This window comes from Paenibacillus sp. FSL K6-1558 (genome assembly GCF_038002565.1).
Classification (GTDB): Bacteria; Bacillota; Bacilli; order Paenibacillales; family Paenibacillaceae; genus Paenibacillus; species Paenibacillus polysaccharolyticus.
On sequence record NZ_JBBOCV010000001.1, the window covers coordinates 2,779,606 to 2,792,916 of the forward strand.

Sequence of the window (13,311 nt, forward strand, 5' to 3'; positions counted from 1 at the left end):
GGTTTGTAATACTTTATTTATATTTGGATAAGGGTTTCTCAATATCTTCCCTTTATGATGAACGATATACTGCAACGGGGAGTGAATCTGCTTGAACAAAACATCCATCATTCGTGCCCAAAATCTGTGTAAGACCTACCAGACCGGGAGTGAACAGTACCATGCGATTCGTAACGTTAATCTCGATATCTATGAAGGGGATTTCACTGTGATCATGGGGAATTCCGGTTCAGGCAAATCTACGCTGTTATATTTACTGAGTGGACTGGACATGGTTACTGCTGGCGAGGTTTATTTTCAAAATCAACGTATTGATACCTATAGCGAACGAGAATTGTCTGCATTCCGCACACGTCGAATCGGGTACATCTATCAAAGCATCAACCTTGTTCCCGACCTTTCTATTCACGAAAACATCGCTCTTCCCGGGTACATCGCCAGAAACAAAAAAAGTGAGGTTCAAGCGCGGGCGAAACAACTTATGCGCGACATGGACATCTATGAACAACACAATCGCCTGCCCTCCCAGACCTCCGGGGGTCAGCAACAACGGGCTGCGATTGCCCGTGCACTCATCAATTCACCGGATATCCTGTTCGCTGACGAGCCTACCGGAAGTTTAAACTTCGAACATGGAAGAGCGGTGCTCGACATCCTGACGGATATGAACCGGGAAGGACAGTCCGTCGTGATGGTAACCCATGACATCCAAGCCGCTTGCCGGGCTGATCGTCTGATCTTGATCCAGGATGGTAAAATCGGCGGTATTCTGGAATTCGACAAATATCACGAGCATCAAATTCCGGAGCGGGAGTCCATTGTCTTCGCTTTTGTATCGGGGAAGGAGTAATTTATGGCTGCCATCCTGAAGCTGAGTTTTTCTTATCTCACTCAAAATAAAATCCAAAACCTGTTTATTACCCTGCTTATATTACTTTCCACCCTTCTCGTGTGCACTTCCGTTATCATTTTGGCGAACACAGGTCATCAGTTCAAGGAAATGCATAGCCGAACAAACGGATCGCATCAGATGTTGACATTCGAAAAAGATCTAAATGATCCCCAAACGGTGTATGACTGGTGGGCCGCTCAGAACGGTGTTCAGGTCTCGCCTTTGCTTACTTACCGTACGTTGTCAGGCATGACCTTGGATAATGTGGATATCCCCAACATTTATCTGTATATGATGAACACCCCTCCACCTCCATGGAATGTAGATCAACTCGTATTTGCATCCGGTAAAGAAAGCCCGTCTCCCGCACAAGGAAATGTATGGATTCCTACTTCGATGGCCTACAGTTATAACATTAATGTCGGTGATGTCGTTCAATTCAGAACGGGACCTTCTACGCTAAGTCTCACCGTATCAGCGGTTGTTGTAGATGTTCCTTACGGAGCACCGTTCAGCAATACGGCAAGAATCTGGATGAACCCTGGCGATTATCAACATGATTTCAGCACGCTTGCAGTCAAAGAACATCACATGATGGGCATACATTTTGATGATTACAGTACGAGCCCCAGCTACTGGGACCGCTATACAAGCGAGATGGGTGCTCCATTTCTGGAAACCAAAATGGAATTCGAAAGTATCTCATCCTTCTATCTAATCATCAACCAGATCATCGGTTTCATTATGATATTCTTAGGGACCGTCATGATGATGATTGCCCTCATTACGATTGGCTTCACCATATCCGATGCCATTCTGTCCAACTACAAAACGATAGGTATCCTTAAGTCGCTTGGATTGACCTCCCGAGCAACCATTGCTACCTACGTTATTCAATATGCTCTGTTGTCCATCATCGCCGTTCTTCCTGGGGTGGTACTAAGCGTATTCGTCTCCAAATTCATCATCAACATCTCCGTATCATCCCTGCGGACTGACCAGGGTGATCTTGCAATTGAGGGCATTGGAGCTGCTATTGTTGTAGGGCTGCTGTTACTCGTCTTGGTTATTGCATTTGTCGTGTTATATGCCAAAAAAGCTCGTAAGATCGAGCCTGTTCAGGCCATTCGTTACGGTATGTCAGAGAGCGACAATGTACGCATGGTGCAACGAATGAATTCACCACTAGCACATATCGCTTCATTTGGAAAGCTGCCTGTTTCTTGGGTCATCGGTTTACGTAGTTTGATCAAAAATAGCAAAAGTTCCGTCTTAATGCTCCTTCTGACATCAGTAGCCGCTTCCGTTCTTGTCTTCGGATATGTTGTTCTGACCAGCATCATCGGAATCAATCAGACGGCAGCCCAATGGGGGTATGACAATGCCAACATTGCTGCTGTGGTCGTAGACAAAACGACATTTCCAAAAGCAGCACTTCAACGTGTACTGGAAGAAGATCACCGCATCAAAAATGTGGGCTGGCAGGGAAACCTTACCGGCGTAATTCCCTCCGAAGTTTTGGAAAACCATACAACCCGTCCATCGATCAGTCTTTATTTGGGTGTATTGGACGGGAGCTATAAGGACTCCGGATTCGAGACGTTAAGAGGAAATAACCCTGAACGCGAGAATGAAATTTCAATCGGAGTCAGTGTGGCCAAGATGTTAAACAAGGATTTGGGAGACCTTATCGATCTTTACGTTGAAGGAGAGAAGCGCACATTCATCATTTCGGGTATCTATCAAGCAATCGCAAACATGTCGGTATCCGGGAGAATCACCGTTCAGGCGGTTAAGAACGTAAATCCAAGTTACAGTGATGTAGATGTTGCCTTTATTAATGTCACCGACCCATCACAAGCAGGGGCAATTGCAGCCCAACTGAATGAGCGGTTCAGAGACTCTGCTTCCATCGTCACGCAAAAAACGCTGCTGGATTCCGTTTTTGCAGAAGCGGCAAACATTCTTATATATCCAATGGCTCTGATTGGTCTACTGTTCATCACCGTTACCTTTATGATCATCTTCAGTACCTGCCGGATCAGTATTCGCAAAGAAAACAAGACGTATGGCATCTACAAATCAATAGGTATGACATCCAGTAGTATTCGTTCATCTCTCACGTTTGGTATCGCATCGTTATCCCTGATTGGTTCGATGTTTGGTGTTATTGCGGGTGTATACCTTCTTCCCCGGCTACTTGAACAAGTCCTCTCAGGATATGGAATCGTACACCTTCCCTTGGTTCTGAATGGATGGGGCATTCTGCTATTCGCCTGTTTGAGTATATTGGCAGCAGCAATCGGATGCTGGCTGGCATCCCGGGAAATTCGCAAGGCATCACCACGTATGTTAGTTATTGAATAACCTAAAAAGAACCTGAAAATAGCCCTTACCTATTAAAAAAAGGTAAGGGCTGTTGGAGATTATATAAGTTTTTTAGGTTTATATATATTTTTATGTTCTTATTCAGGTTTGTTCTATAAAAAAAATTCGGTCTACTAACTACGCCACTTCTTTGCCAGCTCGCTGATCTGATGCGGTGTTGTCCGGCAGCATCCGCCAATAATCTGAGCACCAGCGGCAACCCATTGTTCTGATGCGTCCTTCATGCTGCCGCAGGAACCTTGGCCACTCCATGTTTTGGTCTCGGCATCGTAGGTTTCACCTGAATTCGGGTACACGATGATTGGTTTATCGCAAGCTTGGCGCAGGATACCAATGGCTTCCGTGACCACTTCCATCGGAGCACAGTTCAGGCCGACTGCCGTAATCTGCGGTTCAGAGCCAAATGTCTGTGCGCATACCTCAAGTGATGTTCCCTCGCTGATGCTTGTCCCATCTTTTAATGAAAACGAAATCCACGCTTGAGCATTTGGAAATTCCTTAAGCAATTCTACAAGAACACGAGCTTCCTGCAACGAAGGAATCGTCTCGAATGCTAGTACGTCAGCTCCTGCTTCAATCAGCGCAGCCATACGAGGTCGGTGAAATGCAGCCAGTGTCTTATCTGATACGCCGTAATGTCCCACATATTCGGAACCATCTGCCAGATAGGCACCGTATGGGCCGACAGAGCCAGCAACGACAGGTCGCGGACGACGTTCACCTGCATCGCCTGCTCCACTTGCCTGCACTTCTGCCCATACATCATCTCTGGCCTTCGCCGCCAGTTCCACTGTTTTTCGAATCAGATCCAGGGCAGCCTCTTCTCCGATTCCACGCTTGCGGAAACCCTCCACTGTTGCCTGATAACTGGAGGTAATTGCACAATCTGCCCCTGCTCGGAAATAATCAGCATGCACGTTCACGATAACATCCGGGTTCTCCAGCAACACTCGTGCAGACCAGAGCGGGTCATCCAGATCACAGCCATGCTGTTCCAGTTCCGTTGCCAGTGCACCATCCAGAATCATGATTGGATACTCGTCCAGAATACGTTGAACCACATTTATATCATTCGTTTGCTCACGTTGTGTCATGAAGTCAGCCCTCTTTTCTTCTTCGTACGATCCGTCCAATAATACATGATATAACACAAAATAATGAATGGAATACCACAGTATAAAGCAATCCGCTGTGTTGGGTCAAAAGCGATACCTATGCAGGATGCGAGGCACAATACAAATGAAACGATAGGCACAAATGGATACAGCGGCGTTCGGTAAACCAGGTCTTTCACGTCATGTCCTTCCCGCAGATACTGTCTACGGAACATGTATTGAGACACGCTGATGCTCATCCAGACAACTACCACAGCAAGACCTGAGATTGAAACAAGCGTAATATAGACAGTTCCCGGCGCAATGATGCTGGACAGTAAAGCCAGTGCACCACCGGCCATACTAAGCACAAGTGCATTGAACGGCACACCGCGTTTGGTCAAACGGGCAAACCATGGAGAGATGGTTTTTTTATCCGCCAATGACCAGAGCATCCGTGATGAAGCATATAACCCCGAATTCGCTGCGGATAGAATCGCCGTTAAAATAACAAAGTTCATGATGTCGGCTGCATATGGAACACCGATCCGCTCCATGACAGCAACGAACGGACTCTCCAGCACGCTCGCATCTGACATCGGCAACAAAGCAGACAGAATAACGATCGTGCCGATAAAGAAAATAATCAAACGCCACAGCGTGGTGTGAATGGCCTTCGGAATGGTTTTTTCCGGATTTTCCGTTTCGCCTGCGGCAATACCAATCAGTTCCGTACCCGAAAAGGCAAAATTGACCGCCAGCATCGTCATCAGGATCGCAGTTGCCCCGTATGGGAACCACCCAGACGCTGTAATGTTGGAAAAGAACGGAGCCGGTTCAGCATTTGCCATCGGAATGATACCAAACATGGCGGCACCTCCAAGAATGATAAAAATGACAATCGTCATCACCTTCACCAAAGAGAACCAAAATTCGGATTCGGCAAACAGTTTTACGGTGAACGCATTAAACAGGAAGATCATCAGAGCAAACAGTGCGCTCCAAATCCAGACGTTCACAGACGGAAACCAGCGTTGCATAAGCAATCCCGCTGCTGTAAATTCTGATCCAAGTGCTACAGTCCAAGTAAGCCAGTACAGCCAGGCCACCGTGTAACCTGTCGCTGGTCCAATGTATTTAGCCGCATAACTATGAAATGCACCTGTCTCCGGCATATGAACAGACAGTTCACCAAGACAGAGCATCACCAGGTACACTACCAAAGCGCCAATCAGATAAGAAAGAATCGTACCCAGTGGTCCGGCTTGTTGAATGGTATACCCTGAGCTAAGGAAAAGGCCTGTTCCGATGACGCCGCCAAGAGAGAGCATGACCACATGCCTCGTTTGCATTTTCCGCTGAAATTGACCCTTTTCGTTGCTGTTCTCCATATAACCTGCTCCCTGCTTCTTCATCCAGAACAAACAAAAAAGACCCACTCTTTCCTGAAGAGTGCGCCGTAACTGACAAATAAAAACAAACGCTCCTATCTATCAGGCTTTCACCCGCTGGAATTAGCACAGTATCCTTCAGATCTGTTGCTGAGGTTTCTAAGGGCCAGTCCCTCCACCTCTCTGGATAAGAAAATGATTTTGTATAACTATATCGACTGCTGCCTGATGTGTCAACATTTAAATAAACACGATAACCGACCCAAGCAGAGCTTTCCATATTCTTGTGCTGAAATTAACACATAAAGTTTTTGCGAACGGGAGTATAGAGCTACTCTGTAGAGGAACCCGGATTTATAATACTCGTTTTAATCTCATAGGTAATAGGTACTGTCGCAAACACTTCATCCCAGTTATCTTTTACCTTTTTCCACGTTTTTGGATAATGGATGCGAATGCTGTCCCGAAAACCGGCAACGTCAGCTTTATACGTATGCTGGAGTTTATAGAGCATTTGATCGATCTGTTGATCTACGATTTTAGCAAAATCCTTCTCCAGTTCCTTCAGATAGGCTCCCTTCTCTTCTTTTTCAGGGGAACGCCAATCCTCCATCAACCAGCCTTCGGACTCTGCCTTAACGTGAAATGAAATGTCGCCGTGACTTACCTTCGGAATGATTTTTATAGTCTTTTTCTTGATCTCATAAAGAACCGTGAAGCCTTCCTTACTATATGTTTTGATGACCCCGCCCGCCTTTTCCTCAGGCTTAATCCAAGATAATGCTTCCAGGTCGGTTTGGCTGAGCTCCCCGATAAATTTCGTTGTTTTAGCTTTAAAGATGCTGCCCCCTGAAAATTTATCCTCGCCATATGCATTCAACACGTTTTGAAGCAAAAAGCTAGACCCAGACTGCATCTCTGCATCCAGTTTGGCAAGCGAAACAGGTTCCATTATTTTATTGGATATATACGAATTATTTGTGATTCCCGTAAGATAAAAGGCCGGAATCCGGGAAGGGTCTCTCGAAGTAAGCACATCCACCGCACGGTGATGGCTGATTAGTACAAGGCAATTGGGGCGAATATCGTTATCCCGTAGCACAAAATCAAGCAACTGTTGTAATCCATATTTTTTAGCAATATCTTTGGAAATGACGATCACTTTCAGATGATGCCCAATGAGCGGACGATCTCGGCGTAAAGCAAATTGGCGAAAAATCTGGAGCATGGAATCTCCTGTTAGCTGTTCATTAGAGTAAGAGGATTTACCAGATGAAGGTGACCCCCCCTGCTCGCTCTGCTGGCCGCTCGATTTCCCAGGGGCAATCTGCACGGTTGCCGTAACGTTATCTTCTTTGGGATAATGCCCTCCTTGGGCTGATATATTTTTCTCAAATTGCGTTTCCTGACCAACATCAATGCCGAGACCCACATACAGACTCAAATCTTCAATTTCCCGGCTGCTCCAGCATCCCGAGATGAGGCTAAGAATCAGTAACGCACAGATCATACGTAGCCACAAACGAAGTGGAATCATGCGTGTTTACCTCCTTTTTTACGAATAATGCTCAGCAACAGCAGTATCAGAGGCATAATGGCAAACAAAACGACAGACACGTTACCCAACATGTCACCTAGTGCAAATGTTTCATATACATTTTTGGGAATCATGGCTGCCAAATAAATAAACGGTAGAAGGCAGTACATAATGGTCCGCATCTTTTTCGCTTTAAACAGATCACGAATCCCCACAGAAGCGCAATAATGAGTGATCGCAAATGTAGAGAATATCTGCAAAATCCAGATGACCAGCAATAACGATTCAAAGCGCTCAAATATCAAACCCTGAATCTCAAAACTTCGAACCAGATCGAGCGTTGGCCAAGTTCTCGTTTTAATTCCATCCAGGGACAAACTGCCAACGACCATAACGACCGTGATCAAATAAATCGCCGTAGATATGCCCAGCCCCCAAGTCATCGCCTTATTGCTTTTTTGGGGATTTTGCATATAAGCTGTAATGACGAGCATTACTTCATAACCTGTGTATGATAACAAGGAAGGCTTCAACCCTTTGATCACAGGTAAAATCCCTTCTCCGAGAACCGGTCTCAGATTACTGATTTCAAACAGTTGGTTACTCAGCAATATTTCCATCACAAAGATGACCAAGGTAATCGGCAAAATGACCTCAAACACACGCACGATAACTGGAAGTCCTCCGGAAATAAGATAGATTCCAATCCACATAAACACCATCACTATGGCCCAGGTAGGTGTACGCTCCAGCAAATACATTCCGGTCACGTCAGCCATCACCCGAATTTCGAAGGCGGCAATCACCATAAAATAAAGAATGTTGGCACAGCCGAGTATGTAAGCAACCCAACGTCCCGTAATCTCACGGGTGAATTGGAAAACGGTCTTTTCCGGGAATCGTCGACACAAAGTCACCAGAATAATTCCTACACCCGTGATAATCAACCCGGATAGGATAATCGAAATCCAGACGTCCGGTGTACCAACCGCTTTGCTTGTTGTCCTAGGCAATGTTAATATGCCTGCACCCAGCATGTAATTGACGATAATGACCACGGCTTGTGTCGTGCTTATTTTTACTTGGGAGTCATTCACTTCTTAGCACCTCCAGACCATCTGCGGATTATACGAGGCTAAACTGAACAGTACAGCACTGTTTGGTACGAAACTTCACTTCGATCAACGTTATTTCTTGCGATCTTCATCGGTCGGATTCATCATGTCTGGACGTCTTCTCATCATATTCAGCGGGGCACGGATGACAAAATCCTTCCAATCACTCAAGTGGTACGGAACCGCTGGTGCAATATAAGGCACCCCGAAGCTGGAGAGCCGAGCCAGATGTGTGCACATCAGCAAGAAGAACATAACCACGCCATATAATCCCATTACAGCGGCACTAAACATAGCGGCAAAACGGAGCAAACGGAGCGTTAATCCCGCACTATACACTGGAATGGTGAAGGACGAAATCGCTGTGACCGCTACAACAATAACTAGAAATTGGCTTATAATACCTGCCTGTACTGCTGCCTGACCGATGATCAGACCACCAACGATTCCCATTGCAGGTCCGATAGGTTTGGGCAAACGAATTCCGGCCTCTCTTAGAATCTCAATGGACAGCTCCATAATTAAAGCCTCGATAATGGAAGGAAAGGGTACTCCCGAACGGGTTTCAATAATCGTTAATACCAGTTTCGTTGGAATCAGACCTGGATGGAACGAAATGAAAGAGATATAAAGCGCCGGAGCAAGCAAGGCTAACATAGCCGCCATAAACCGTAGGATTCGAAGGAACGTACTTGGAATCCAGCGTTCATAGTAGTCTTCTGGAGATTGGAGCAGCATGCTGAAGGTAACCGGCACGACCAGAACAAACGGAGTTCCGTCCAGCAAAATAGCGACTCGTCCTTCCAACAAAGCACCAATAACGCGGTCAGGTCTTTCCGTATTCAGAATTTGCTGGAAAGGACTCAAGACATCGTCTTCAATCAGTTGTTCTACATAACCGGACTCCAGCATCATGTCCATATCAATACTTTTCACCCGTTTCATAACCTCGGTTACGAGTTTAGGGTCGGCAATATCCTGAATATAAGCAATAGCCAAGTCTTTTTTGATCCGGCTGCCCACTTCAAGCTTTTCGATAAACAAACTCTGATCGCTTCCATAACGTCGTAAAATGCCCGTGTTATCACTAAGCTCCTCTGTAAAACCGATACGGGGTCCGCGTAGCAGACCTTCCGATAAAGGTTCATCCACCCCGCGCGTCTTTAATCTGGACGTTCCGATCAACATGGCTCCCGGCATGCCATCTACTAGCAAGGCATTTTTGCCCGTTAATACACTTTTTGCAAGCTTCTGTAGAGACTCTGTCTCCTGAACCTCGCTGACGGGAAGAATCTGAGTTTTCAGATACGTGGACAGGAAGTCTGCTTGTTCAGGATGAAGGAAGCTTTCCTGTTTGAGTTCAGGTATTCCCTTAATCATCAAAGGTTCAATTAAATATTGGTCGATCAGATCTGTATCCGTAAGTCCTTCGGTATACATGATCGCCGCTCTCGTGTTCGTTCCTCGAATGGTGAACTCTCGAATATGTACATCTGCATTTTTGCCAAACGTCTCTCGAACCGTTATCAGATCTGTCATGTATATTCCGGTTAACTTAATGTTGGCATAGTGCCCCGTTTCTGTGCCTGGCCCGATGCCCGCTTCCGCTGGTGAAATATCTTTCGGCGAAAGAGTCATTTTATTTTTGCGAGAGAAGCTGCCCCGCTTGATTGCCGTATGGAACCAGTTGGTCGTGAAATATATCATAATCGGTACAATAAACACCATGAGTGCCTGTGCCCAGATGGTCCATTTCGGTACATAAGATAAGATCGTTGACCACATCCTCCATCCATCCTCCCTTCTCTGTAAAATCAAACCACAGGTATTCCCGGCTTATTGTGTCCTGTTTACCCATAAAAATTCCGTGATTTTGGCAGGATATGCAATAGAACACTTTCTTGCCTGATGGTTAACGACCACTTTTGATTTCCGAGGAATATGATCCACACAGCAAAAAAACGACCCTGCCATGAGCACAGAATCGTTCTGGAATTCATACCGTATTTATTTTTCGCTTACACAATTCGAGTCACATGCTGTGCCTTATCATCCAGTAAAGTGGCCGCGGCCGCGATCGTTTTGAAATCATTTAACGCAATCTCAATTCTTTCGTGACTCTGTTGCACGTAGTCCTCTACCTTTTTCGTACCATTGGTAATATTGGTAATCTCTTTGGTGATGCCTGTTACACTGTCTCGAATCTCATTAATTGAATTCTCCACCATGGCTGACAGCTTGCGCACTTCTTTCGCCACAATATCGAATCCTCGGCCGAACTCTCCTGCATGTGCAGCCTCAATCGCTGCATTGAGCGCGAGTAATTGTGTCTGAGAAGAGATTTCCCGAATCGTTCGCACCACGCCTTGAATGGAGCCAGCCTGTTCTTGCAGATGGGTTAGCGTAGATTGGTTAGCTGCAGATACTTCCGAGATGTAAGAAACGCTGGACATTAATTCATGGCTTCGGCCAATCCCTGCCCCTGCCTGCTCATTCAGCTCTTGAGATAGCGTCTTCAATTCCTGAACAACGGCTGTAATGTTATTTTGGCGATTCGTAATATCCGTAGCCATCTTGCAAACGCCAAGCACCTTCTGATTCGACGCATCAAACACGGGCATGTATGTAGCTTCGAGCCATACCGATTGGCCTTTGGCATCCATACGCTCAATCTTGTCCTGAAAGCTGTTCCCGGCCAAAATACTTCTCCAGAACTCCTCATATGCCGGACTATCTGTAAATGTTGCAAAGCATAGTTGCCGATGTTGCATTCCATACATCTCTTCCTTGGTATACCCCATTCTTGAAGCAAATACATCATTCACGTATGTAACCCTACGGTTTAAGTCGAAGCGAATAATCGCCAAACTTTTCTCCATCGCCTTGACCACTAAATCGTCCGTCACCTGATCTTGCCGCCCCGTCTCCAATAAAGACATCCAAATCCCCCACAATCCGTCCCATAGTCAATAAAGTGTTGCATTTAATTACTTCATGCCGTTCATGACAGATGTATTCATGCGATGCGTTGACTCCTAGTAATGATACCCGAATTCGGGACTTTTGGATCACTAATTTGCACGAATCCCAAAAAATATTTTTTTGTGTACATACAACCTTCATACTCTGGGTCATAATTCACGATCTGTGGGAACATAAAGCAACATAAAAAGCAAGTTATGGATAATCATAACTTGCTTTTTTCTGGAAACTTTATTCTATATAAGTTGACCTAAAAACTTAGAAATCATGTACCGTTACACATAACTGAATGACAACACCAAACGGATCACGGACAATCCCGTAGCCGGGACTAAATTCATTCCTTGCATAAGGCACAAGCACCTTCACCCCTTCATGTTGCGTCAACGCCTCGTATAGTCCATCCATTTGGCCTTGATCCTGAGATTGAATGCACAGCGATGTACTGTTTCCCAGTTCCCAAGGTCTCTCCGTATCCATCGCTTCCTCCGCAATCATGATTTTGTTCGCTCCGATCTCCAGCACCGAATGGGTGATGTACTCATCCTGACCGTCAGGATACGTGAAATCGGGACTCATCTGCTTCATTTCTTTGTAGCTTTTTCGGAATAACACTTTTGCACCCAATGTTTTTTCGTAAAATGTAACTGCTTCTGCCGCCTCTCCGTTCATCGAGAGAAAGGGGATAACTTCAACATTCATGTGGCTTGCCTCCTTCATTTGTCTGTCTTACACTTATTACTATAACGACTAAAGGTGCCAATAGATGGCACCATTGAGAAGAGGAGATGCGAACAAATGAAAAAGACTGAACGTCTACACCATATGCTTCGCTTTATTAATCATAAACAGCACTTCACGCTGCCTGACTTAATGCAAGAGTTTCAAATATCCAAACGAACCGCATTACGAGATATTGCGTCTCTGGAAGAGATGGGTGCGCCCATCTATGTGGAGTACGGACGTTATGGCGGTTACCGTCTACTTCAGCAGATGCAACTGCCTCCGATCTCTTTTAATACAGATGAGCTCTATGCCTTGTATTTCGCTATGCAGGCTCTTCGCAGCTTCACCAGTTTGCCTTTTCGAACCACATTTGAATCTGTTCATAAGAAATTTATGGCAGCATTATCAGACAGACAGCAAGAAAACATTCATAACATTCAACAGCGTGTTGCTTTTAAACATAACGAACAGATCAAAGACAGTGATCATCGGGAGCTTCTATTAAATGCCGCAGTACAGCAGATCGTTATTCAAATTACGTATCATGACAAAAACAGGAGTGCGGCGGAGCAGAGTAAAGTCACAGTTTCTATTGAGAACAAAGAGCCTACGAAAGAGAATCTGGAAGATTACCATGATCAGTCAGAAGCAGTTTCCAAAACAAAAACCAGCACCCGTATTATACAGCCCATTGCGCTATATTCCATTAAAGGGTACTGGTATTGCCAGTCATACGATCTGAAGAAAAAAGCGTACCGTGTATTTCGCTGTGATCGAATCATTTCGGCTGTATTAACGCATATCGAACCTGTCTCACACCTTGCTGAAATACAAAGTGAACATCTCCAATCCCTATGGAAACCTTCCGAACAAGCTATTTCGTTTCAATGCAGGATCAGTGAGGCGGGCATGGAGCAATTTCAGCAAAACCACTATCCCTCCATGCGCCTTGAAGAACAAGACGGATTCTATCTGCTCGTCGGAACCTATGAACCTCATGAACTGGAGTTCATTGTGAGCTACCTTGCAGGGTACGGTACTTCCATTAAGATTGTTGAGCCTGAGATGTTGAAGGAATCGTTGAGACAATACTATTTAAATTTGTTGGAGTGTATTTGATGCTAATAAAAAATACCCGGTAGAGTGCATACCGAGAAAAAATACGGCATACACCCAAGCCGGGTAT

The 13,311-nt window shown here is 45.4% G+C and carries 10 protein-coding genes and 1 riboswitch; of the genes, 3 read left to right on the top strand and 7 right to left on the bottom strand.

Features of this window, described 5'->3' with window-relative positions; all coding sequences use genetic code 11:
- Nucleotides 1-91: 91 nt before the first annotated feature.
- Together MHI38_RS12125 and MHI38_RS12130 are read left to right on the top strand one after the other, a co-directional pair.
- Entirely contained in the window at nucleotides 92-850 is a 759-nt protein-coding gene (locus tag MHI38_RS12125) for an ABC transporter ATP-binding protein (RefSeq protein WP_186809840.1), read from the top strand.
- Nucleotides 851-853: 3 nt separating this feature from the next.
- On the top strand, nucleotides 854-3,259 hold the full coding sequence (locus MHI38_RS12130) for an ABC transporter permease (RefSeq protein WP_341181280.1): 2,406 nt from the start codon (nucleotides 854-856) through the stop codon (nucleotides 3,257-3,259).
- A gap of 134 nt (nucleotides 3,260-3,393) precedes the next feature.
- On the opposite strand, the gene mmuM is transcribed toward MHI38_RS12130, so the two are convergent.
- The 7 genes from mmuM to MHI38_RS12165 form a co-directional block, all read right to left on the bottom strand.
- Entirely contained in the window at nucleotides 3,394-4,374 is a 981-nt protein-coding gene (mmuM, locus tag MHI38_RS12135) for a homocysteine S-methyltransferase (protein ID WP_341181281.1), read from the bottom strand.
- Entirely contained in the window at nucleotides 4,371-5,765 is a 1,395-nt protein-coding gene (mmuP, locus tag MHI38_RS12140; protein WP_154891817.1) for an S-methylmethionine permease, read from the bottom strand. The genes mmuM and mmuP overlap by 4 nt, the downstream gene beginning before the upstream one ends.
- Nucleotides 5,766-5,857: 92 nt before the next feature.
- Nucleotides 5,858-5,959, bottom strand: a riboswitch (SAM riboswitch).
- 137 nt (nucleotides 5,960-6,096) lie between these two features.
- Nucleotides 6,097-7,302 carry a Ger(x)C family spore germination protein gene (locus MHI38_RS12145; RefSeq protein WP_154891790.1) on the bottom strand — a complete coding sequence of 402 codons (1,206 nt, stop codon included), beginning with the start codon at nucleotides 7,300-7,302 and terminating at the stop codon, nucleotides 6,097-6,099.
- Complete coding sequence (locus MHI38_RS12150; RefSeq protein ID WP_154891789.1) at nucleotides 7,299-8,399, bottom strand: GerAB/ArcD/ProY family transporter; 1,101 nt, start codon at nucleotides 8,397-8,399, stop codon at nucleotides 7,299-7,301. Before MHI38_RS12150 ends, MHI38_RS12145 begins: the two co-directional genes overlap by 4 nt.
- Nucleotides 8,400-8,489: 90 nt before the next feature.
- Complete coding sequence (locus tag MHI38_RS12155; RefSeq protein WP_154891788.1) at nucleotides 8,490-10,202, bottom strand: spore germination protein; 1,713 nt, start codon at nucleotides 10,200-10,202, stop codon at nucleotides 8,490-8,492.
- A gap of 233 nt (nucleotides 10,203-10,435) precedes the next feature.
- Complete coding sequence (locus MHI38_RS12160) at nucleotides 10,436-11,356, bottom strand: methyl-accepting chemotaxis protein (RefSeq protein WP_221786779.1); 921 nt, start codon at nucleotides 11,354-11,356, stop codon at nucleotides 10,436-10,438.
- A gap of 301 nt (nucleotides 11,357-11,657) precedes the next feature.
- Nucleotides 11,658-12,101 carry a VOC family protein gene (locus MHI38_RS12165; RefSeq protein ID WP_221786777.1) on the bottom strand — a complete coding sequence of 148 codons (444 nt, stop codon included), beginning with the start codon at nucleotides 12,099-12,101 and terminating at the stop codon, nucleotides 11,658-11,660.
- A gap of 96 nt (nucleotides 12,102-12,197) precedes the next feature.
- Between MHI38_RS12165 and MHI38_RS12170 the strand changes: the two genes are divergently transcribed.
- Complete coding sequence (locus MHI38_RS12170) at nucleotides 12,198-13,244, top strand: helix-turn-helix transcriptional regulator (protein WP_341181282.1); 1,047 nt, start codon at nucleotides 12,198-12,200, stop codon at nucleotides 13,242-13,244.
- Nucleotides 13,245-13,311 lie beyond the last annotated feature (67 nt).

Coding starts and splice junctions, on each gene's coding strand:
- MHI38_RS12160 (WP_221786779.1), bottom strand. CDS start 11,356: ATGTCTTTATTGGAGACGGGGCGGCAAGATCAGGTGACGGACGATTTA.
- mmuP (WP_154891817.1), bottom strand. CDS start 5,765: ATGGAGAACAGCAACGAAAAGGGTCAATTTCAGCGGAAAATGCAAACG.
- MHI38_RS12145 (WP_154891790.1), bottom strand. CDS start 7,302: ATGATTCCACTTCGTTTGTGGCTACGTATGATCTGTGCGTTACTGATT.
- MHI38_RS12155 (WP_154891788.1), bottom strand. CDS start 10,202: ATGTGGTCAACGATCTTATCTTATGTACCGAAATGGACCATCTGGGCA.
- MHI38_RS12170 (WP_341181282.1), top strand. CDS start 12,198: ATGAAAAAGACTGAACGTCTACACCATATGCTTCGCTTTATTAATCAT.
- mmuM (WP_341181281.1), bottom strand. CDS start 4,374: ATGACACAACGTGAGCAAACGAATGATATAAATGTGGTTCAACGTATT.
- MHI38_RS12130 (WP_341181280.1), top strand. CDS start 854: ATGGCTGCCATCCTGAAGCTGAGTTTTTCTTATCTCACTCAAAATAAA.
- MHI38_RS12165 (WP_221786777.1), bottom strand. CDS start 12,101: ATGAATGTTGAAGTTATCCCCTTTCTCTCGATGAACGGAGAGGCGGCA.